7 protein-coding genes are annotated in these 23,662 nt (G+C 72.4%); all 7 read left to right on the top strand.

Annotated features, from left to right (window positions below; genetic code table 11):
* Positions 1 to 2,112: condensation domain-containing protein (locus ACFY1J_RS22165; RefSeq protein ID WP_390731728.1), on the top strand; the 2,112-nt coding region annotated here is incomplete at its 5' end.
* Positions 2,109 to 6,713, top strand: a complete 4,605-nt coding sequence (locus ACFY1J_RS22160) for an amino acid adenylation domain-containing protein (protein WP_390731727.1) — start codon at positions 2,109 to 2,111, stop codon at positions 6,711 to 6,713. The genes ACFY1J_RS22165 and ACFY1J_RS22160, both read left to right, overlap by 4 nt.
* A gap of 36 nt (positions 6,714 to 6,749) precedes the next feature.
* On the top strand, positions 6,750 to 19,709 hold the full coding sequence (locus ACFY1J_RS22155; protein WP_390731726.1) for an amino acid adenylation domain-containing protein: 12,960 nt from the start codon (positions 6,750 to 6,752) through the stop codon (positions 19,707 to 19,709).
* Positions 19,710 to 19,747: 38 nt separating this feature from the next.
* Complete coding sequence (locus ACFY1J_RS22150) at positions 19,748 to 20,926, top strand: cytochrome P450 (protein WP_390708084.1); 1,179 nt, start codon at positions 19,748 to 19,750, stop codon at positions 20,924 to 20,926.
* A gap of 54 nt (positions 20,927 to 20,980) precedes the next feature.
* On the top strand, positions 20,981 to 22,153 hold the full coding sequence (locus ACFY1J_RS22145) for a cytochrome P450 (RefSeq protein WP_390708083.1): 1,173 nt from the start codon (positions 20,981 to 20,983) through the stop codon (positions 22,151 to 22,153).
* An 11-nt stretch (positions 22,154 to 22,164) separates the two neighbouring features.
* Positions 22,165 to 23,334: a cytochrome P450 gene (locus ACFY1J_RS22140; RefSeq protein WP_390708082.1), complete on the top strand. Its 1,170-nt coding sequence runs from the start codon at positions 22,165 to 22,167 to the stop codon at positions 23,332 to 23,334.
* A 14-nt stretch (positions 23,335 to 23,348) separates the two neighbouring features.
* Entirely contained in the window at positions 23,349 to 23,585 is a 237-nt protein-coding gene (locus tag ACFY1J_RS22135; RefSeq protein ID WP_390708081.1) for a ferredoxin, read from the top strand.
* Positions 23,586 to 23,662 lie beyond the last annotated feature (77 nt).

Below are 23,662 nucleotides of genomic sequence, written 5' to 3'. Positions count from 1 at the left end.
ACGGATGAGGGGGAGTTGGTGTTCCTCGGCCGGGCCGATACGCAGGTCAAGGTCCGTGGGTACCGCATCGAACCCGGCGAAATCGAAACCGCCCTCGACAGTCACCCGCGAGTCACCCAGTCGGCTGTGATCGCACGCGGAGACACACCCGGTGACAGCCGACTCGTCGCCTATGTTGTCGCGGATCTCTCGGACCGGTCCGAGGAGGACCTGCCGAACACACTGCGTGCATACGCGGCTGAGACGCTGCCGGAGTACATGGTCCCGTCCGCCGTGGTGGTGCTGGAGGCGCTGCCGCTGACGGTCAACGGCAAGGTGGACCGGGCCGCCCTGCCGGCACCGGACTTCGCGCAGCAGGTGTCCGGTCGGGCGCCGGAAGGTGTGGTCGAGGAGACCCTGTGCCGGATCTTCGCCGAGGTCCTGGGCCTGGAAGAGGTGGCGGCCGACGCCGGTTTCTTCGAGTTGGGCGGCGACTCGATCATGTCGATGCAATTGGCGTCGCGAGCCCGACGCGCCGGCTGGGTGGTCACCCCGCGGCAGGTGTTCGAGGAGAAGACCGTCGAACGCCTGGCACTGGTGGCCCAGCCCGTCGGCGCCGATACGGCCGACACGGCGGACGACGGCGTGGGCGAGGTGCCCTGGACGCCGGTGATGCGGACACTCGGCGAACAGGCGGTCATCGGATCCCGCTTCGCGCAATGGACGGTCGTCGGCGCACCGGCCGGGCTGGACCGGGATGCACTGGCCACGGCCGTGGGCGCGGTCCTCGACACCCATGACATGCTGCGCGCCCGCGTCGAGGACGACGGGACGCGGCTGATCGTCGGTGAGCCGGGAACCGTGACGGCAGCCGAGCTGATCCACCACCTGGACGCGACCCTCACCACCGACGGTGACTTGGACGAGGTTGCCGGTCGTGCGGCCCGCGACGCAGTGGAGCGCCTGGACCCCGCCTCCGGCGTGATGGTGCAGGTCGTGTGGGTGGATGCGGGACCGTCCCGCACCGGCCGTCTGGTGCTGGTGGTCCACCACCTGGCAGTGGACGGAGTGTCGTGGCGGATCCTGCTGCCTGACCTGCAGACCGCATACGAGACAGTGATCGCGGGTGGCACACCGGCCCTCGACGCGGTGGGTACCTCCTTCCGCCGGTGGGCGGAGCTGCTGACCACCCAGGCCAGCAGCGACGAACGGCACGCGGAACTCCAAGCCTGGACCGAACTCCTCCAAGGCGACGAACCGCCGCTCGCCGACCGCGCGTTGGATCCGGCCCTGGACACGGTCCACACCCTGCACCATCACTCATGGGCCGTACCCGCCGCGCAGTCAGCCGTGTTGGCCGGCCAGACGCCCACGATGTACCACTGCGGCCTGCACGAAGTGCTGCTCGCGACTCTGGCCGGAGCGGTTGCCCACTGGCGCCCCACCGACGCCACCAACATGCTGATAGATGTCGAGGGGCACGGCCGGGAACCCGTGCAAGGCGTGGACCTGTCCCGAACGGTCGGCTGGTTCACCAACGTCCATCCCGTCCGCCTGGACACAACACCTGCCGACCTGGCAGAAGCCCTGACGGGCGGCCCAGCGGCCGGCGCACTGCTCAAAGCAGTCAAGGAACAGGTGCGCTCCGTCCCCGGTGACGGGCTCGGCTACGGCCTGCTCCGCCACCTCAACCCCGACACGGCCGACATCCTCGCCCAACTCCCCACCCCCCAGATCGGGTTCAACTACCTGGGCCGGTTCACCGTTGGCGAGCAGTCCGGCCTCGCCCGCGCCTGGCAGCTGGCCGGCGAGACGGCGGTCGGTGGCGCGGCCGACCCCGACATGCCCGTGGCACACGCCCTGGAAGCCGGTGCGGTGGTGCGCGACACCACGGGCGGACCGGAGCTGACCCTCACGCTCAGCTGGCCCGGCAGCCTGCTCGACGACGCGGCGGCCGAACGCCTCGGCGGGCTCTGGCTGGAGATGCTGCGGGGCTTGGCCGCGCACACCACCGACGAACCCACCGCGGGCGGCCACACACCGTCCGACTTCCCCCTCCTCGATCTCTCACAGGACGAGGTCGAAGAACTCGAAGCAATAGCCGCACGACTCGAAGGAGGACGGTCCCTGTGAAGTCGCCGACCGCCGCCAAGGGCTCTGCCCTGGCAGAAGTGTGGCCGCTGTCGCCCTTGCAGGAGGGGATGCTCTTTCACGCCGCCTTCGATCACCAAGGACCCGATGTCTACGCCATGCAGTGCGTCCTGGCGGTCGACGGTTGCCTGGACGCCGATCGGTTCAGGGCGTCGTGGGAGGCGCTGGTGGCTCGCCATGCCGCACTGCGGGCGAGTTTCCACGAGCGGAAATCGGGTGAGCCCGTGCAGCTCATCACCCGTGATGTGACGCTGCCCTGGCAGCAGGTCGACCTGTCGGACCTGCCGGAGGCGGACATGTCGGCCCGGGCCGACGCCCTGGCCGCCGAGGAGCGGGCGCAGCCGCTGGACCTGGCGGTCGCGCCGCTGCTGAGGCTGCTGCTGATACGCCTCGGAGCGGACCGCCACCGCCTCGTCATGACGACCCATCACATACTGATGGACGGCTGGTCGATGCCCGTCCTGCTGGGCGAGTTGTCCACGGTGTACGCGGCAGGCGGGGACACCCGGGCGCTGCCCGCGGCGGCGTCGTACCGGGACCATCTGGTCTGGCTGAACCGTCAGGACAAAGAGGCGGCGCGGGCCGCGTGGCGGGCGGAGCTGGCCGGGGCCGACGAGCCGACGCTCATCGTGCCGGCCGACCCGGCCAGGGTGGCGGTGCTGCCGGAGGAGTTCGCCACCGAGCTGTCCGAGGAGGCCACTCGGGCGCTGGAGGAGCTGGCCCGTGCCCAGGGGGTGACGGTCAACACCGTAGTGCAGTGTGCCTGGGCGCTGGTGCTGGCGCGCCTTGCCCGCCGCCGTGACGTCGTCTTCGGCGCGACCGTGGCCGGGCGGCCGCCGGAGCTGCCGGGTGTGGAGTCGATGGTCGGCCTCTTCATCAACACCCTCCCTGTACGTGTGCGGCTCGACCCCGCTCAGCCGGTGGGTGATCTGCTCACCGAACTGCAGGCGCGGCAGTCCGCTCTGCTGACGCACCAGCACCTCGGCCTGGCAGAGGTCCAGAAGCTCGGCGGAGCAGGGGCGCTCTTCGACACGCTGGTGGTGTACGAGAGCTTCCCTCGGCCCCCGGCACGGCCGTCCGATCCCGACGTGCTCACCTTCTCCGGCCTGGAGACGCGTCAGGCCACCAACTTTCCGCTCACCCTGGGCATCACCCCGCACGACCGGCTCCAGATCGAACTGACCTATCGGCCGGACCTGTTCGATCGGGACGCGGCAGCCCGGACCGGGCGTCGGCTGGTACGGGTGCTGCGGCAGATCGCGGCGAACCCTCGGCTCCGGGTGGGCGAGATCGACGTGCTGGACGGCGAGGAGCGGGCGTCGGTGGTGGAGCGGTGGAACGACACCGCCCGGCCGGTGCCGACGGGCACGGTGCTGGAGCGGTTCGAGGACTGGGCGCGACGCGTGCCGGAAGCCGTGGCCGTCCGCTGCGGGGCAGAGCAGCTGTCGTACGCGGAGCTGGAGGCGCGCTCCAACCAACTGGCCCGGTGTCTGCGCCGCCTCGGGGTCGGTCCGGAGTCACGCGTGGCGCTGTGCCTGCCGCGCGGGGTCGCCATGGTGGTCGGCGAGCTGGCCGTCTGGAAGGCCGGCGGTGCCTTCGTACCGCTGGATCCGCAGTACCCGGCCGACCGGCTGGCGTTCATGATCGCCGACAGTGCGGCCACGGTGGCCGTCAGCACGACCGACGCACTCGACAGCCTGCTGCAGGCGTCGGAGCGGGTCGTGCTGCTCGACGAGATCGAGCAGGCGATCGCCGCGGAGTCGGCGGAGCCGCTGTCGCTGTCACCGAGCCCCGACCGGCTGGCGTACGTGATCTACACCTCCGGCTCGACCGGCCGTCCGAAGGGCGTGGCCATCGCCCACGGCAGTGTGGCGAACCTGGCGGAGGCGATGCGCCCGGTCCTCGGCGCGGAACAGGGCGTCACGACGCTGCAGTTCGCGTCATTCAGCTTCGACGCGGCCGTCCTCGACGTGGCCGTCACCCTTGCCGCCGGCGGCACGCTGGCCATCGCGGCGAGCGAGGAGCGGGGCGACCCGGGCGCGTTGGCGGAGATGATCCGTACGGCGGGTGTGAGCGTGGCGAGTGTGGTGCCGTCGCTGCTCGGTGTGCTGGATCCGGCCGCCGTGCCCGGAGTGACGAACTGGGTGCTGGGCGCTGAGCGATTGAGCGCCGACCTGGCCGCCCGGTGGACGGCCCGGTCGAAGATATGGAACACCTACGGGCCGACCGAGGCCACCGTGATCACCACGGCGACGGCCTTGGACCCAGGCATACGGCCGCAGGACCCGGCGCCGCCGATCGGCCGCCCCATCGGCAACACCCGGGTCTTCGTCCTGGACGACTTTCTCCGGCCGGTCCCCCCGGACATCACCGGCGAGTTGTATGTGGCCGGCTCCGGCCTGGCCCGCGGCTATGTGGGCTGTGCGGCACAGACCGCGGAGCGGTTCGTGGCCTGTCCCTTCGTACCCGGTGGGCGGATGTACCGCTCCGGAGACCTGGCGCGCTGGAGCGCGGACGGGCAGCTGCACTTCGCCGGGCGGGCGGACGGGCAGGTCAAGATCCGTGGGTTCCGTATCGAGCCCGGCGAGGTCGAAGCCGTGCTCGCCGCCCACCCGGACGTCGGCCAGGCCGCGGTCGTCGCCCGCGAGGACCGGCCGGGCGACAAGCGACTGGTCGCCTACGCCGTCCCGGCCACCGGCGCCGGACTCGACACCTCACTGCTGCGCGAGCACGTCGCCAAGACGCTGCCCGAGTACATGGTCCCGTCGGCGGTGATGGTGCTGGAGGCGCTGCCGTTGACGGTCAACGGCAAGGTGGATCGGGCCGCTCTGCCCGTGCCCGAGGCGCCCGGCGGCAGGGCGGGCCGGGCTCCGGTCACGCCCGAAGAGGAGCTGTTCTGCGGGCTGTTCGCCGAGGTGCTGGGGCTGGAAGAGGTCGCGGCCGATGCCGGCTTCTTCGAGCTGGGTGGCGACTCGATCATGTCGATGCAGTTGGCATCGAGGGCCCGGCGCGCCGGATGGGTGGTCACGCCACGGCAGGTGTTCGAGGAGAAGACCGTCGAGCGCCTGGCTCTCGTTGCCCAGCCCGTCGACGGCCAGTCGCCTGGCGACGCCGACGATGGCGTGGGCGAGGTCGCCTGGACGCCCGCGATGAAGGCCATGGGTGAGCGGGCCGCCGACGCGCGGTTCGCGCAGTGGATGGTCGTCGGCGCACCGGCCGGACTCGACCGGGAGGCGCTCGGCACGGCCGTTGCTGCCGTCATCGATGTGCACGACATGCTTCGCGCCCGCGTCGAGGACGGGGGATCGCGGCTGGTGGTGCGCGAGCCCGGGTCGGTGGACGCGGCCGCGCTGATCAGCCGCGTCGACGCCACCGACGGCGACCTCGATCAGGTGGTGGGCCGGGCGGCCCGCGAAGCGGTGGAGCGGCTGGATCCCACCTCGGGCGTATTGCTGCAGGTGGTGTGGGCCGATGCCGGGCCAGCACGAGTGGGCCGCCTGGTGCTGGTGGTCCACCACCTGGCGGTGGACGGCGTGTCGTGGCGGATCCTGCTGCCGGATCTGCAGGCCGCGTACGAGGCCGTGGCCGTGGGCGAGACACCGGCCCTCGATCCGACGGGTACGTCCTTCCGCCGCTGGGCGGACCTGCTGACCACCCAGGCCCGCAGCGACGAGCGGCGCGCCGAATTGCCGGGATGGACCGAACTGCTCCGAGGTGAGGAACCGCTGCTCGGCGTCCGGCAGTTGGATCCGGACCGGGACACCGTACGAACGCTCAGGCACCGCTCCTGGACCGTGCCCGTGGAACAGGCGGCGGTGCTGGCCGGGCGGACGGCGGCCGTGTTCCACTGCGGGCTGCACGAAGTGCTGCTCGCCACCCTGGCCGGGGCGATCTCCTCCTGGCGGCCAGGTCCGGCCGGCCGGGTCCTGGTCGACATCGAGGGCCACGGCCGCGAGCCGATGGAAGGGGTGGACCTGTCCCGCACGATGGGCTGGTTCACCGGTGTCCACCCCCTCCGGCTGGACACCGCCGGGGTGAACCTGCCCCAGGCCCGCTCCGGCGGCCCGGCTGCCGGAGCGCTGCTCAAGGCAGTCAAGGAGCAGGTGGGCGCCGTGCCCGGGGACGGACTGGGCTACGGTCTGCTGCGTCACCTCAACCCCGACACGGCCCAGGTGCTCGCCCAACTCCCCACCGCCCAGGTCGGGTTCAACTACCTCGGCCGCTTCACCGCCGGTGAGCAGTCCCGTCCCGTCCGCGCCTGGCAGATGGCCGGCCAGACGGCGGTCGGCGGCGCCGCCGAACCCGACGCCCCCGTCACACACGCCCTCGATGCCGGCGCCGTCGTCCGCGACACCCCGGACGGCCCCGAGCTGACCGTCACCCTCAGCTGGGCCGGCGGGCTGCTGGAGGAATCCGAGGCCGAACGCCTCGGCGGGCTGTGGCTGGAGATGCTGCACGGCCTGGCCGCACACACCACCGACCCCGCCGCCGGCGGCCACACCCCGTCCGACTTCCCCCTCCTCGACCTTGCACAAGAAGAAGTTGACGAGCTCGAGTCCGAATTCGCCGAGGACCACATCTAACGCGCGCTTTGAGACGCTGTAAGGAGAGATAGAGCGATGACCCGATCTCGTGTCGAGGATGTCTGGCCGCTGTCGCCGCTGCAGGAGGGGCTGCTCTTCCACGCCGCCTTCGGCGACGAGGGCCCCGATGTGTATCAAGGGCAGCGCATGCTCGATCTGATCGGGCCGGTCGACGCCGGTCAACTGCGGGCCTCCTGGGAGGCGTTGCTGGCCAGGCACGCGGCGCTGCGGGCGAGCTTCCGACGGCGCAAGTCCGGCGAGGCGGTCCAGGTCATCGCGCGTGAGGTCGTCCTGCCGTGGCACGAGGCGGACGTCTCCGGCCTCGCCAAGACCGATGCGGCCGCCGAGCTGGAGCGGTTGGCGGAACGGGAGCGCGCGCAGAGGTTCGATCCGGCGGTGGCGCCCCTGTTGCGGCTGCTGCTCGTCCGGCTTGCCGAGGACCGGCACCGGCTGGTGATGACCAGTCACCATGTGCTCATGGACGGCTGGTCCATTCCGGTCCTGCTCACCGAGCTGTCCGCGGTGTACGCGGCGGGCGGCAGCACCGCCGGATTACCTCGCACGACCTCCTACCGGGAGTACCTGGCGTGGCTGAACCGCCAGGACAAGGCCGCGGCCCGGGCGGCTTGGCGTGCGGAGCTGGCGGGGGTCGAGGAGCCCACCCTGGTCGCGCCGGCCGATCCGGGCAGGCCGCCGGTCGCCGCGGAGAACCTGATCCACGAGATCTCCGAGGAACTGACCCAGAGGGTGGTGCAACTGGCCCGTGGCCAGGGGCTGACGGTCAACTCCGTGATCCAGGGCGCATGGGCGATCGTGCTGGCACACCTGACCGGACGCACCGACGTGGTCTTCGGCGCCACGTCGGCGGGACGGCCCATGGAACTCCCCGGCGTGGAGTCGATGGTCGGTCTCTTCCTCAACACCCTTCCGGTACGGGCGCAACTCGGCGCCGCCCAGCCTGTCGCCGCGCTGCTCGCCGATCTGCAGGCGCGGCAGTCCGCGCTGATGGCGCACCAGCACCTGGGGCTGCCCGAGGTCCAGCGCCTCGCCGGTGCCGGCGCGGTCTTCGACACCCTTGTGGTGTACGAGAACTACCCCCGCCCGCCGGCCGGGCCGCCCAGCCCGGACGGCTTCGCCATCCGCGCAGGCGGGGCGCAGGAAGCGGCGCACTATCCGCTGACCCTGGTCGTGGTCCCGGCCGACCGGATGCACTTCAAGCTCGACTACCGGCCCGACCTCTTCGACCGCGACGCCGCCACGTCGGTCGTCGACCGGCTGGTGCGGGTGCTGGAGCAGATTGCGGACGATCCGCAGATCCGGGTCCGCGACATCGACGTTCTCGGCGCGGCCGAGCGTGCGCGGGTGGTGGAGGAGTGGAACGACACGGCCCGTCCCGTGCCGTCCGACACCTTGCTCGACCTGTTCCGGGACCGGGTGCGGCGCTCGCCGGAGACGGTGGCCCTGCGGTGCGGGGACGAGACGGTCTCGTACGGCGATCTGGAGGCCCGCGCGAACCGGCTGGCCCGACACCTGCGCCGTCTGGGCGTTGGCGCGGAGTCGCGGGTGGGGCTATGTCTGCCGCGTGGGGTGGACATGGTGGTGGCCGAGCTTGCGGTGTGGAAGGCGGGCGGCGCCTTTGTGCCGCTGGACCCCGAATACCCGGCGGACCGGCTGGCGTTCATGGTCGCCGACAGCGGTACGGCGGTGGTGCTCAGCACTCGCGACACGCTCGGCGACGTGCCGCTGGAAGCCGAACACCTGGTGCTGCTTGACGACGCGGCGGAGGCGATTGCCGCGGAATCCGCGGACGCGCCGGAGTCGCCCCCGGAGTTCGACCAGCTGGCCTATGTCATCTACACCTCCGGCTCGACCGGCCGTCCGAAGGGCGTGGCCGTCGCGCACGGCGGTCTGGTGAACCTGGCGGAGGCGATGCGCCCGGTGCTGGGCGTGGAGCAGGGTGTGACGGCGCTTCAGTTCGCGTCGTTCAGCTTCGACGCTGCCGTTCTCGATGTGGCTGTCACGCTGGGGGCCGGCGGCACGTTGGCCATCGCGTCGAGTGAGGAGCGGAGCGATCCGGCCGCACTGGCGGAGTTGATCCGTACGGCGGATGTCAGCGTTGCGAGTGTGGTGCCGTCGCTGCTCGGGGTGCTGGACCCGGCCACGGTGCCCAAGGTGGCCAACTGGGTACTGGGTGCCGAGCGGTTGAGCGCCGACCTGGCCGCCCGCTGGCGGGCGCAGGCACGGGTGTGGAACACCTACGGGCCCACCGAAGCCACCGTCATCACCACCGCCACCCCCCTCGGCGGCGCCATCACCCCTGCGGACCCGCCTCCGGCGATCGGGCGGCCCATCGGCAACACCCGGGTGTTCGTGCTGAACGACTTCCTTCAGCCCGTCCCGGCGGGTTCGGTGGGTGAGGTGTACATCGCCGGGCCGGGCCTGGCACGCGGCTACGTCGGCCGCCCGGAGCTGACCGCGGAGCGGTTCGTGGCCTGCCCGTTCCTGCCCGGTCAGCGGATGTATCGCTCCGGGGACCTGGCCCGCTGGAGCGCGGACGGTCAACTGCACTTCGCCGGACGTGCCGACGAGCAGGTGAAGATCCGCGGGCACCGAGTGGAGCCTGGCGAGGTCGAGGCCGTACTTGCCGCCCATCCCGGCGTCGGCCAGGCGGCGGTCGTCGCCCGCGAGGACGGGTCGGGCGACACACGCCTGATCGCCTACGCCGTCCCCAACGGCCAGGACGGCACCCCGGACACCGGCGCACTGCGGGAGTTCATGGCGGCCTCGTTGCCCGACTACATGGTCCCGGCCGCGGTCGTGGTGCTGGCCGCGCTGCCGCTGACGCCCAACGGCAAGCTCGACCGCGCCGCGCTGCCCGCGCCCGACCTGGTGGTCCAGGGCGGACGGGGACCGGCGACCCCGACCGAGGAAGTGCTGTGCGGACTGTACGCGGAGGTGCTGGGCCTGGAGCGGGTCGGTGCGCAGGCGTCGTTCTTCGGTCTGGGCGGTGACTCGCTGCTGGCGATGCGGTTGTTGGCGCGGGTGCGGTCGGTGCTGGATGCGGAGGTGAGCATCCGTGAGTTGTTCGGTGCGCCGACGGTGGCGGGGGTTGCGCGGCTGATCGAGGGTGCGTCCGGCACCAGTCGGTTGCCGTTGCGGCCGCAGGTACGGCCGGAGGTGCTGCCGCTGTCGTACGCGCAGCAGCGCATGTGGTTCCTCAACCGGCTGGAGGAGACCGCCTCCGGCACGGCGGCCGCCGCCTACAACCTGCCGCTGGCGCTCCGGCTGTCCGGTGAACTGGACACGGCCGCCCTGGAGGCGGCGCTCGGCGACGTGGCGGAGCGGCACGAGAGCCTGCGCACCGTCTTCCCGAGCGTCGAGGGCGTACCGCGGCAGCGGATCCTCGACGGCGACGCGGCCCGGCCGTCACTGACGGTGGTGGAGACCGCCGCCGACGAGGTCGTACAGGTGCTCGCCGAGCTGTCCGAGCGCGGCTTCGAGCTGAGTGAGGAGCTGCCGTGGCGGGTGTGGCTGCTGCGGGTGTCGGCGAGTGAGCATGTGCTGCTGGTCGTGACGCATCACATCGCGTCGGACGGGTGGTCGATGGGGGTGCTGGCGCGGGATCTGCGGGCCGCGTACGCCGCGCGTCTCGAAGGCCGGACACCGGACCGGCAGCCGCTGCCGGTGCAGTACGCGGACTACGCGCTGTGGCAGCGCGAGGCGCTCGGCGACCTCGACGACCCGGACAGCATGATCAGCGGCCAACTGGGCTACTGGAAGCAGGCCTTGGCAGGCCTCGGCGAGGAGACCGACCTTCCCACCGACCGGCCGCGGCCCGCTGTCGCCTCGTTCCGCAGCGGCAGCGTGCCGGTGGGGGTGGACGCGGCCACGCACGCCCGGCTGGTCGAGCTGGCGGGACGGGGCCGGGCGACGATGTTCATGGTGGTGCACGCGGCGCTCGCGGTGCTGCTGTCCCGCATGGGCGCGGGCGACGACATCCCGCTCGGAACCCCGGTCGCCGGCCGGGGGGAGCCACAGCTGGAGGAGCTGGCCGGGTTCTTCGTGAACACCCTGGTGCTGCGCACGGACCTCAGCGGCGACCCGACCTTCGTCGAACTGCTGGGGCGGGTGCGCGAGGTGGATCTGGCGGCCTACGCGCATCAGGACGTACCGTTCGAGCGGCTGGTGGACGAGCTCAACCCGTCGCGCTCCCTCTCACGGAACCCGCTGTTCCAGGTGATGCTGGCGCTGCAGAACGTGCCGGAGGCACAGTGGGACCTGCCCGGTCTCCGGGTGGCGCCGCTGCCGCCCATGGAGGCGCCGCCGGCCCGGTTCGACCTGTCGGTCACCCTGGCCGAGGAACGCGACGCCGACGGCACCCCGGCCGGTCTCGGTGGCGGCATCCTCTACGCCGCCGACCTGTTCGACGAGGACACGGCCCAGCGGCTGGCCCAGCGCCTCGCCCGGGTGCTGGAGCAGATCGCGGCCACACCGCAGCTGCGCCTCAGCGACATCGACGTCCTTGGTGAGGCCGAGCGTGCGCGGGTCGTGGAGGAGTGGAACGACACCGCGCGGCCGCTGCCGTCCGGCTCGATAGTGGACCTCATCGCCGCACGGGCCGAGGGCACTCCGCAGGCCACGGCTGTGCGCTGCGGGCACGAGATGCTCTCGTACGGCGATCTGGAGGCCCGCGCGAATCGGCTGGCCCGACACCTGCGCCGCCTGGGCGTTGGCGCGGAGTCGCGGGTGGGGCTGTGTCTGCCGCGTGGGGTGGACATGGTGGTGGCCGAGCTTGCGGTGTGGAAGGCGGGCGGCGCGTTCGTGCCGCTGGACCCCGAATACCCGGCGGACCGGCTGGCGTTCATGGTCGCCGACAGCGGTACGGCGGTGGTGCTCGCCACCTCCGAGGCGTCGGCCGGGCTGCCGTTGGAGGCCGAGCACGTGCTGCTGCTGGATGAGGCGGCGGAGGCGATGGCCGCGGAGCCGGAGGAGCCGCTGGGGTCGTCACCGAGCCTCGACCAGCTGGCGTATGTGATCTACACCTCCGGCTCGACCGGCCGTCCGAAGGGTGTGGCGGTCGCGCACGGCGGTCTGGTGAACCTGGCCGAGGCGATGCGTCCGGTGCTCGGTGCCGAACAGGGCATCACCACGCTGCAGTTCGCCTCGTTCAGCTTCGACGCGGCTGTTCTCGACGTGGCCGTGACTCTGGCCGCGGGCGGCACGCTGGCCGTTGCCTCCAGCGAAGAGAGGGGCGACCCGGCCGCGCTGGCGGAAATGCTCCTCACGTCGGGCGTTTCGGTGGCCAGCGTGGTGCCTTCTCTGCTCGGCGTACTCGACCCGGCCGCCGTGCCCGGGGTGTCCAACTGGGTATTGGGCGCTGAGCGGTTGAGCGCCGACCTGGCCGCCCGCTGGCGGGCGCAGGCACGGGTGTGGAACACCTACGGGCCCACCGAAGCCACCGTCATCAGCACCGCCACTCTCCTTCAGGACACTCTGTCTCCGGAGGACGCGCCCCCTCCGATCGGCCGCCCGCTGGCCAACACCCGGGTGTATGTGCTGGACGACTTCCTTCAGCCGGTGCCCGTCGGTGCCGTGGGCGAGGTGTACATCGCCGGGCCGGGACTCGCCCGCGGCTATGTCGGCCGTCCGGGGCAGACCGCGGAGCGGTTCGTGGCCTGCCCGTTCGCGCCGGGCCGGCGCATGTACCGCTCTGGGGACCTGGCCCGCTGGTCGGCCGACGGGCAGCTGCACTTCGTCGGACGGGCGGACGAGCAGGTCAAGATCCGCGGGTTCCGTATCGAGCTGGGCGAGGTCGAGGCGGCGCTGGCCGCTCACCCCGACGTCGGCCAGAGTGCCGTGGTCGTCCGCGAGGACCGCCCCGGCGACCGGCAACTCGTTGCGTACGCCGTCCCCGCCACCGACGCCGAGTTCGACAGCACCCTGCTGCGCGAACACATCGCCAAGTCCCTGCCGGAGTACATGGTTCCGGCCGCGGTCGTGGAGCTGGAGGCGCTGCCGCTGACCGTCAACGGCAAGCTCGACCGCACCGCCCTGCCCGCCCTCGCCCCGACCGCCCGCGACGAGAGCCGCGCCCCGGCCACGCCCACCGAGGAGGTGCTGTGCGGACTGTTCGCGGAGGTGCTGGGCCTGGAGCGGGTCGGTGCGGAGGCGTCGTTCTTCGGTCTGGGCGGTGACTCGCTGCTGGCGATGCGGTTGTTGGCGCGGGTGCGGTCGGTGCTGGATGCGGAGGTGAGCATCCGTGAGTTGTTCGGTGCGCCGACGGTGGCGGGGGTTGCGCGGCTGATCGAGGGTGCGTCCGGCACCAGTCGGTTGCCGTTGCGGCCGCAGGTACGGCCGGAGGTGCTGCCGCTGTCGTACGCGCAGCAGCGCATGTGGTTCCTCAACCGGCTGGACGAGGGCGACCTGGGCGCGGCCGCGGCCGCCTACAACCTGCCGCTGGCGCTCCGGCTCGACGGTGAGCTGGATGTGGCCGCCCTGCGCGCGGCGCTGGGCGATGTCGCGGAGCGGCACGAGAGCCTGCGCACGGTCTTCCCGCAGTCCGAGGGCGTCCCGCGACAGCGCATCCTGCACGGCCCGGCCGCCCGCCCGCGCCTGTCCGTGGTCGAGACGAGCGAGGAGGAGCTGGCGGATCGGCTGGCCACGTACTCCAAGCGGGGGTTCGAGCTGAGCAAGGAGCTGCCGTGGCGGGTGTGGCTGCTGCGGGTGTCGGCGAGTGAGCATGTGCTGCTGGTCGTGACGCATCACATCGCGTCGGACGGGTGGTCGATGGGGGTGCTGGCGCGGGATCTGCGGGCCGCGTACGCCGCGCGTCTCGAAGGCCGGATACCGGACCGGCAGCCGCTGCCGGTGCAGTACGCGGACTACGCGCTGTGGCAGCGTGAGGCGCTGGGCGACCTCGACGACCCGGACAGCATGATCAGCGGTCAACTGGGCTACTGGAAGCAGGCCTTGGCAGGCGCGCCGCAGGAGTTGCGTCTGCCGGCCGACCGGTTGCGCCCGCCGGTTTCCTCGTTCCGCAGTGGGAGTGTGCCCGTCGGCGTGGACGCGGCCACGCACGCCTCGCTTGTGGAGCTGGCGGGACGGGGCCGGGCGACGATGTTCATGGTGGTGCACGCGGCGCTCGCGGTGCTGCTGTCCCGCATGGGTGCCGGGGACGACATCCCGCTGGGTACTCCGATCGCGGGGCGTGGCGACACACAACTGGAGGAACTGGCCGGGTTCTTCGTGAACACCCTGGTGCTGCGCACGGACCTCAGCGGCGACCCGACCTTCGCCGAGCTGCTGGGGCGGGTGCGCGAGGCGGATCTGGCGGCCTACGCGCATCAGGACGTGCCGTTCGAGCGGCTGGTGGACGAGCTGAACCCCGCCCGTTCGCTGTCGCGCAACCCGCTCTTCCAGGTGATGCTCGCACTGCAGAACGTCCCCGACTCCCGCTGGGAGCTGCCCGGACTGGAGATCACCCCGATACCGGCTGCCGAGGCGCCGCCGGCCCGGTTCGACCTGTCGGTCACCCTGGCCGAGGAACGCGACGCCGATGGCACCCCGGCCGGTCTCGGCGGCGGCATCCTGTACGCGGCCGACCTGTTCGACGAGGACACCGTCCAGGGGCTGGCCGCGCGCCTGGCCCGGGTGCTGGAGCAGGTCGCCGCCGACCCCGACGCCCGCCTGAGCGCCATCGACCTCCTTGGTGAGGCCGAGCGTGCGCGGGTGGTGGAGGAGTGGAACGCCACCACGGGTCCGATGCCGTCGGGCACGCTGGTGGAGCGGATCGCCGAGCAGGCGGAGCTGGCGCCGGACGTGGTGGCCGTGCGCTGCGGGCGCGAGCTGCTCTCGTATGCGGAGCTGGAGGCGCGCTCCAACCGGTTGGCGCGCCATCTGCGCGATCTGGGAATCGGCCGGGAGTCCCGGGTGGGGCTGTGTCTGCCCCGCGGCATCGACATGGTCGTGAGCGAAGTGGCGGTGTGGAAGGCGGGCGGCGCGTTCGTGCCGCTGGACCCCGAATACCCGGCGGACCGGCTGGCGTTCATGGTCGCCGACAGCGGTGCGTCGGTGGTGCTCGCCACCTCCGAGGCGCCGGCCGGGCTGCCGTGGGACGCCGAACACGTGGTGCTGCTCGACCAGGCCGCCGAGGCCGTCGCGGCCCGCTCCGGCCGACCGCTGGAGGCGCTGCCGTCCCCTGACCGGCTGGCGTATGTGATCTACACCTCCGGCTCCACCGGCCGCCCGAAGGGCGTGGCCGTCGCGCACGGCGGAGTGGCGAATCTGGCCGAGGCGATGCGCCCGGTGCTCGGCGCCGAACAGGGCATCACCACGCTGCAGTTCGCCTCGTTCAGCTTCGACGCCGCCGTCCTCGACGTGGCCGTCACCCTGGCGACGGGCGGCACGCTGGCCATCGCCTCCAGCGAGGAGCGGGGCGACCCGGCCGCGCTGGCGAAGATGATCCGCAGCTCCGGGGTCGGCGCGGCCAGCGTGGTGCCGTCGCTGCTCGGCGTGCTGGACCCGGCCACCGTGCCCGGCGTGGACAACTGGGTGCTGGGCGCCGAGCGGTTGAGCGCGGACCTTGCCGCGCGGTGGAGGCCGCAGGCGACGGTGTGGAACACCTACGGGCCCACCGAGGCCACCGTGATCACCACCGCCGTCCCGCTCGATGAGGGCATCCGCCCCGAGGACGCGCCACCCGCGATCGGGCGCCCGCTGGCCAACACCCGGGTGTATGTGCTGGACGATTTCCTGCAGCCGATGCCCGTCGGCGCGGTGGGCGAGGTGTACATCGCAGGTCCCGGTCTGGCCCGCGGCTATGTCGGCCGCCCGGGGCAGACCGCGGAGCGGTTCGTGGCCTGCCCGTTCGCGCCGGGCCGGCGGATGTACCGGTCCGGCGACCTGGCCCGCTGGAGCACGGACGGACAGCTGCACTTCGCGGGCCGGGCGGACGAACAGGTCAAGATCCGTGGCTTCCGCATCGAGCCCGGGGAGGTCGAGGCGGTGCTCGCCGCCCACCCCGACGTCGGCCAGGCCGCGGTCGTCGCCCGGATCGACGGCCCCGGTGACCCGCAGCTGGTCGGCTATGCCGTCCCCGCCACGGCCGGCGCCGAACTCGCCCCGGCCCTGCTGCGCGAGCACATCGCCAAGGCCCTGCCGGAGTACATGGTGCCCGCCGCGATCGTGCCGCTCGCCGCGCTGCCGCTGACCCCCAACGGAAAGCTCGACCGCGACGCCCTGCCCGCCCCCGACTTCGGCGGCCAGGTGTCCACGCTGATGCCGCAGGGCGAGGTGGAGGAGATCCTGTGCGGACTGTTCGCCGAGGTCCTTGAGGCCGAACGCATCGGCGCGGACGACAACTTCTTCGACCTGGGCGGCAACTCGGCGCTCGCGATGCGCCTCGCCGGCCGGATCCGCACCGAACTCGGCGCCGAACTGAGCATGCGGCAGTTCTTCGGCGCGCCGACCCCGGTCGGCGTCGCCCGGATGCTCGGCTCGAAGGTGCGCCCCGCCCTCCGCCCGGCCGACGAGCGCCCGGCGGAGATCCCCCTCACGGCAGGCCAGCTCCGTACGTGGCACATGGACCGCCGGCACGAGGACGCGACGGCCTACCAGAGCGCGGTCGCGCTGCGCCTGGGCGGCCCACTGGACCAGGACGGACTCCGGGCGGCGCTCGGGGACGTCGCCGCGCGCCACGACATGCTGCGGACGCTGTTCCCCGAGGCCGGAGGCGTGCCCCACCAACGGGTACTGGACCTCGACGAGGCCCGTCCCTCGCTCACGGTGACGCCGGCGACCGAGGAGGAGCTGCCGGAAGTGCTGGCCGCCCACGCCGCATACCGGTTCGACCTGGCACGGGAGACGCCCTGGCGGCCGTACCTCTTCCCGCTGTCCGAGGAGGACAGCGTGCTGCTCCTCGTCGTCCACCGGATCGCCGCGGACGACGCGTCGCTCGACCTGCTCGTCCGGGACCTCGCCGCGGCGTACGGCGCGCGGCGCGAGGGCCGGGTGTCGGAACGGGCGCCGCTGCCCATGCAGTTCGCGGACTACGCGCTGTGGGAGCGGGAGCTGCTCAAGGGCGAGGAGCGGCCGGACAGCCTGATCAGCGATCAGGTGGAGTACTGGCGCGAGACCTTGGCGGGCGTCGGCGCCGAGACCGAGCTGCCGGCCGACCGGCCGCGGCAGGCGTCGCCGTCGCGTCGCGTGGACGCGGTGCCGGTGCGCCTGGGCGCCGAGGCGCACGACCGGCTGATGGAGGCGGCGCAGTCCGGCGGCTCGCCCTCGGCGTTCATCGTGGTGCACGCGGCGCTCGCGCTGCTGCTCAGCCGGCTGGGGGCGGGCACGGACGTCACGCTCGGCACCGTACTGCCGCGCCAAGAGGCCGAGGACAGCCTGGAAGGTGTGGTGGGTCCGTTCGCCGGCCCGCTGCCGCTGCGCACCGACACCTCCGGCGACCCGACCTTCCTGGAGCTGATCGGCCGGTCACGGGACGCCCACCAGGAGGCACTGCTCTACCGGGACCTGCCGTTCGAGCGGATGGCGGAGGTGCTGCCCCTGCCCGACCCGGCGGCGCCGCACCATCCCGTCTTCCAGGTGCTCCTGGAGGTGCACGACGACGACGCGGAGAAGTGGGACACCTCCGAGATGCCGGGCCTGAGCACCAGGCGCCTGGACGCGGGGACGGAGTCCTCCGAGCTCGATCTGACCGTCAGCCTCACCGAGCGGAGCCACGACGACGGCACACCGGACGGCATCGACGGTGTGATCCGGTACGCGACGGAGCTGTTCGACCGGGCCACCGTCGAGGCGCTGGCCGGCCGGCTGGTGCGGGTGCTCGAACAGGTCGCGGCCGATCCCGAACTGCGCCTGAGCCAGGTGGACGTGCTCCTGGACCCGGCCGAGTACCAGCAGGTGGTCGAGGTGTGGAACGACACGGCGGCCGAGGTGCCGGCCGGCACCGTGGTCGAGCTGCTGGCAGCCCGGGCGGCCCGCACCCCGGACGCCGTCGCCCTCGTGGAGCAGGGCCAGGACACCGCGCTGACGTACGCGGCGCTGCGGGACGCGGGCTCGCGGCTCGCGCGGCGGCTGGCCGAGCGGGGGATCGGGGCCGACGACGTGGTGATGGTGGCCGTGCCGCCGAGCAGCGGCGTCGTGGTCGGCGCGCTCGGCGTGCTGGAGGCCGGTGCCGTCTGTCTGTTCGCGGGACCGGACCGGCCCGTGGAGGAGGTCGGCGAGCTGGTGCGCGAGTCCGGCGCCGCGGCGCTGGTGTGCCCCGCGACCATCGCCGGGGTGGTGCCCGAGGACGTCATGATCCCGGTGGTCGCGCTGGAGGAGGAGCAGGAGGCGACCGGGGTGCGTGAGAGCGTGGCGGTGCCGCGGCCGCTGCCGGGCAGCGCGGCCTTGCTGCTGCCCGTCTCGCCGGAGGACGGCCTCAGCGAGGTCGCGGTGATCGAGCACCGGACACTGCTCAATCTGGTGGCCCACCGGATGCGGTCGCTGCCGGCGGAGTCGGCGGAGCTGGTGCTCGACGGGCGGGCCCCCGTCCAGGCACAGGCCGCCCTGCTCGCGCCGGTGCTCGCGGCGCTGTGCGCGGGCATGAGCGTACGACTCGGTGCGCCCGGTGCGCGGCCGGTGGCGGCCACGACGGACGGCACCGCGGTGCTGGTCACCACCGCCGGTCAGCTCCCGGACGGACAAATCACCGACGGCGTGCCGGAGTTCGCGGAAGTGTGGGCCATGGGCCACGGCACCCCGGTGGTCGCGGAGGACCTGCACAGCCGGCGGGCGGAACACCCGCAGTCACGGCTGGTGACCGTCCAGGGCGCGGCCGAGGCCGGCGGGGCGTGGTGGGAGCAGCGCATCGCCGCCGGGGAGGAGCGTGCCCCCTCCGGGCAGCACCGCACCCCCTCCGGGACGCTGCCGGCGGAGCCGCTCGCGGGCGGCCCGGTCGCCAACACCCGTGCGTACGTGCTGGACGACTTCCTGCGCCCGGTACCGCCGGGAGCCGTGGGCGACCTGTATGTGGCGGGTGCCTCGTCGGCCCGCGGCTATGCGGGTCGGCCCGGCCGGACCGGCTCGCGCTTCGTGGCGTGTCCGTTCGGGCCCGCGGGGGCGCGAATGGTCCGCACCGGCGAGCGGGCGAAACGCACCGCCGAGGGTCTGATCGCCCTGCGGGACAAAGGGCAGGACCGGTACGGAGGTTCCGTGGCGGCGCGCCGCAAGGTCCGCAATCGCGACGACCTGGAGGTGCTGCTGCCGCTGCGGGCCGAGGGCAGCCGTCCGCCGCTGTTCTGTGTGCACCACAGCACCGGTCTCAGCTGGGGCTATGCGGCCCTGCTCCAGCACCTGCCGTCGGACCTGCCGGTCTACGGCGTGCAGGCGCGCGGGCTGGCCGGGCCCGAGCCGCTGCCGCAGAGCATGGAGGAGATGGTCGCCGACTACGTCGAGCAGATCCGGGGGCTGCAGCCCAGCGGCCCGTACCACCTCCTCGGCTGGTCCTTCGGCGGTGTGATCGCGCAGGCGATCGCCGCTCGCCTGGAGGAACTCGGCGAGCAGGCCGCCCTGGTCGCCCTGCTCGACTCGTACCCCGCCGGGCTCGGCCGGGCCCTCGTCGGCGACGACGAGGCGGGGGAGACCCACTCGGCGCCGGAGCAGCGGCGCGAGTTCCACACCTCCCCGGACGGCGGCGAAATGCCGATGGGTGTGAGCGGTCCGCTGATGACCAACATGGAGGAGGTCATGCGGAACGCGGTCGGCATCTCCCGCAACCACACGCCCCCTCGCTTCGGCGGTGACGTCCTGCTGTTCGTCGCGACCGAGGACCGGCCCGAGGACCTGCCGGTGGCGGAGGCGGTGGACAGCTGGCGTCCCTACACCGCGGGGGACGTGGTGGTGCACGAGATCGCCGCCGCCCACAACGACATGCTGCAGTCCGCGCATCTGGCGGACATCGGGCGCGTCATCACCGAGACGCTCCGGTCCGGGACCGACGCCTGACCGGGCGCGACGACGAAGACGACGAAAGGGATCCGCCAATGCCGAAGCCGCCGGAAGTTCTGCAGAACCACACCCGGGACGGTCTGGAACCGCTGCCCGAGCTGAGCCGGATGAGCGCCGAGACACCGATGCTGAAGAACACCGGACCGGGCATCCACGACTGGATCGTCACCGGCCGGGAGCAGGTGCGGGCCGTCCTCGGCGACGCGCAGCGCTTCACCACCCGGCCACCCGCGGACAGCGAGGAGGAGTCCCGGCAGATCACCCAGATCGGCAATCCGCTGCAGTACGACCCGCCGGAGCACACCCGGCTGCGGCAGATGCTGACGCCGGAGTTCACGGTGCGGCGGATGCGGCGGATGGAGCCGCTGATCGAGAAGATCGTCGAGGACCGGCTGGACGTCATGGAGCGGGCCGGGCAACCGGCCGACCTCATGCGGCACTTCGCCTGGCCCATTCCCGGCCTGGTCGGCTGCACGCTGCTCGGAGTGCCCCGCGACGACCAGCCCGAACTGGCGCGCAACCTCGACCTCAGCCGGCGCGCCAACCGCAACTGGCAACTGCGGCAGGCCGCGGTGAACGCGTTCGACGGCTATCTGGCCAGGTTCGTCCAGCAGAAGCGCCGCGACCCGGGCGACGACATGCTGGGCATGCTGATCCAGGACCACGGCGCCGACGTCACCGACAAGGAGCTCGTCGGCATCTGCGCGTCCGTCATCGCCGCCGGCATGGAGAACGTCGCCGGCATGCTCGGCCTCGGCACCCTCGCGCTGCTCGACCACCCCGGCCAGCTCGAACTGCTCCAGGAGAAGCCCGAGTTGATGGATCAGGCGGTCGAGGAAGTGCTGCGGTACGTCGCCGTCGTACCGATCGCCTCGCCGCGCACCGCGCTGGAGGACGTGACCATCGGCGGCCAGGAGATCAAGGAGGGCGAGATCGTCTCCTGCTCCCTGCTCGCCGTCAACCGCGCGCAGCTCGACGACACCGACAGGGACGAGTTCCGGGTCGATCGCGAGAACGTCTCGCACATGGCCTTCGGACACGGCATCCACTTCTGCGTCGGCGCGGCGCTGGCCCGGATGGAGCTGCGGACCGCCTATGCGGGACTCCTGCGCCGCTTTCCGGGTCTGCGCCTCGCCGTGCCCCGTCGGGAACTGCGCTTCCGGCCGCCGCTGCTCGCCACGTACGGCGTCGAGAAGCTGCCCGTCGCCTGGTAGCGGACCGGCACGACCGGCGGCTCCACGAGGCGTATCGAAGGAAGGGATCCACCCATGCCGAAACCGACAGACATTCCCCTGCACCAGGGCCGTGACGGGATGGACCCGCTGCCGGGGCTGCGCCGGATGGCCGAAAAGACGCCGGTCCTCGAAGACTCCGGCTCCGGGTTCCACGACTGGGTCGTCTCCGGCCGGGAGGAGGTGCGCGCGGTCCTCGGCGACGCGGAGCGGTTCAGCAACCGGCCGCCGGAGGCGAGCGCCTCGCTGGCCCGGCGCACCCAGTCCGGCAACCTGTTGCAGTACGACCCGCCGGAGCACACGCGGCTGCGGCAGATGCTGACACCGGAGTTCACGGTGCGGCGGATGCGGCGGATGGAGCCGCTGATCGAGAGGATCGTCGAGGACCGGCTGGACGTCATGGAGCGGGCGGGACAACCGGCCGACCTGATGCGGCACTTCGCCCGGCCCGTGCCCGGCCTGGTCGGCTGCGCGCTCTTCGGAGTGCCCCGCGACGACCAGGCCGAGCTGGCGCGCAACCTCGACCTCAGCCGCAGCGCCAACCGCACCCGGCAGCAGGCGGCGGCCAAGGCGTTCGAGAGCTACATGGGCCGGCTCGTGGCACAGAAACGGCGCGACCCGGGAGCGGCCGACGACCAGCTCAGCATGCTGCTCCGCGAGCACGGCGACGAGCTCACCGACGAGGAGCTGATCGGCATCTGCGCTTCGGAGATGGCCGCCGGCTGGGAGAACAGTGCCGGCATGCTGGGCCTGGGTACCCTCGCCCTCCTCGCCCACCCCGAGCAGTTCGAACTGCTTCGGGAAAAGCCTGAGTTGATGGACCAGGCGGTCGAGGAACTGCTGCGCTACGTGTCCGTCATCCCGGTGGCCTCCCCGCGCACCGCACTGGAGGACGTGAGGATCGGGGACCAGGTGATCAAGGCGGGCGACAGCGTGATCTGCTCCCTGTTCGCGGCCAACCGGGCGCAGCCGGGAGAGGAGGACCAGGACGGTTTCGACATCACCCGTGAGCACCCCAACCATCTCGCGTTCGGCCACGGCATCCACTTCTGCGTGGGGGCCGCACTGGCACGGCTGAATCTGCGCATTGCCTTCGCCGCGCTGGTGCGGCGCTTCCCCGAGCTGCGACTGGCCGTGCCCCGTCAGGAGCTGCGCTTCAAACCGCTGGCGCCCCAGTACGGCGTCGAGACACTGCCCGTCGTCTGGTGAGGTTGCCTGCCATGCCGAAGCCACCCGAGGTGCCCGTCCACCGGATCCGGGACGGAGTGGACCCCGTGCCCGAGCTGTGCCGGACGGCCGCGCAGACGCCCCTCGTCCGCGACGACGGGCCCGGGGCCAACGACTGGGTCGTCACCGGCCGGGAGGAGGTGCGCGCGGTCCTCGGTGACGCACAGCGGTTCACCACCAGACCGCCGGCGGAGACCGCCGAGGCCTCCCGCCGGCTGGTCGAGCCGGGCAACCTGCTCCAGTACGACCCGCCGGAGCACACCCGGTTGCGGCAGATGCTGACACCGGAGTTCACGGTGCGGCGGATGCGGCGGATGGAGCCGCTGATCGAGAAGATCGTTGAGGAGCGGCTGGATGTGCTGGAGCGGGCCGGAAAGCCCGCCGACCTGATGCGGCACTTCGCCCGGCCCGTGCCCGGCCTGGTCGGCTGCGCGCTGGTCGGCGTGCCCCGGGACGACCAGGCCGAGCTGGCCCGCACCCTCGACATCCGCTCCTCCGGCCGCGCCAAGAAGAACATCCAGGCCATGAAGGCGTTCAACGCCTACATGGTCAGGATGGTGGCGCAGCGCCGCCGCGCGCCGGGAGACGACCTGCTGAGCATGCTGATCCTCGGGCACGGCGAGGAACTGGACGACAAGGAACTGGGCGGCGTCTGCGCCTCGCTCGTCGCGGGCGGCTTCGAGAACGCCGCCGAGATGCTCGCGCTGGGCACCCTCGTACTGCTGGAGCACCCCGATCAGCTTCAACTGCTCAGAGAACGACCGGAGTTGATGGACCGTGCGGTGGAGGAGCTGCTGCGCTACGTCTCGGTCGTCTCCACCGCCTCACCCCGCACCGCGCTCGCGGATGTGCCCATGGGCGGCCAGGTCGTCAAGGCCGGAGACCTCGTGGACGTCTCGCTCTTCGCGGCCAATCGCATCCAGCCGCCGGGCGCGCCGCCCGACCGGCTCGACATCACCCGCGAACAGACCAACCATCTCGCGTTCGGCCACGGCATCCACTTCTGCGTGGGCGCGGCCCTCGCCAGAATGGAGCTGCGGATCGCCTATGCGGCACTGCTGCGCCGCTTCCCGGATCTCCGCTTGGCCGTCCCGCTCGGCGAACTGCGCTTCCGCCCACTGGCCCCCCAGTACGGCCTCGAAGCGCTGCCCGTCACCTGGTGAGAGGAGAAGTGAGGATGGAGGTACGGGTCGACCGCGACACCTGCCTGGGCACCGGCCAGTGCATGATGGCGGTGCCGGAGGTCTTCGACCAGTCCGAGGACGACGGCAAGGTGCTCCTGGCAACCGCCTCTCCCGGCCCCGGGCAGGTCACGGCGGTACGGATGGCGGCCGCCAGATGCCCGGCCGGCGCGATCACGCTACGGCACGACGACGAGCGCACGAAGCAGCCCAGCGCCTCCGAGGCGAGCTGACCGGCCCCGCGCGCCCCCGCCCCGATGGATCGTCCGAGGGCGGGGGCGCAGCCATGTCCGCCCACGGGACTTCGCCC

The sequence above is a fragment of the Streptomyces sp. NPDC001406 genome (genome assembly GCF_042895285.1).
Classification (GTDB): domain Bacteria; phylum Actinomycetota; class Actinomycetes; order Streptomycetales; family Streptomycetaceae; genus Streptomyces.
This window is presented reverse-complemented; position numbering and strand designations above follow the sequence as displayed.

Excerpts from the sequence above, each read along its gene's own strand:
- ACFY1J_RS22150 (WP_390708084.1), top strand. The coding sequence starts at position 19,748 with ATGCCGAAGCCGCCGGAAGTTCTGCAGAACCACACCCGGGACGGTCTG.
- ACFY1J_RS22155 (WP_390731726.1), top strand. The coding sequence starts at position 6,750 with ATGACCCGATCTCGTGTCGAGGATGTCTGGCCGCTGTCGCCGCTGCAG.
- ACFY1J_RS22135 (WP_390708081.1), top strand. The coding sequence starts at position 23,349 with ATGGAGGTACGGGTCGACCGCGACACCTGCCTGGGCACCGGCCAGTGC.
- ACFY1J_RS22145 (WP_390708083.1), top strand. The coding sequence starts at position 20,981 with ATGCCGAAACCGACAGACATTCCCCTGCACCAGGGCCGTGACGGGATG.
- ACFY1J_RS22140 (WP_390708082.1), top strand. The coding sequence starts at position 22,165 with ATGCCGAAGCCACCCGAGGTGCCCGTCCACCGGATCCGGGACGGAGTG.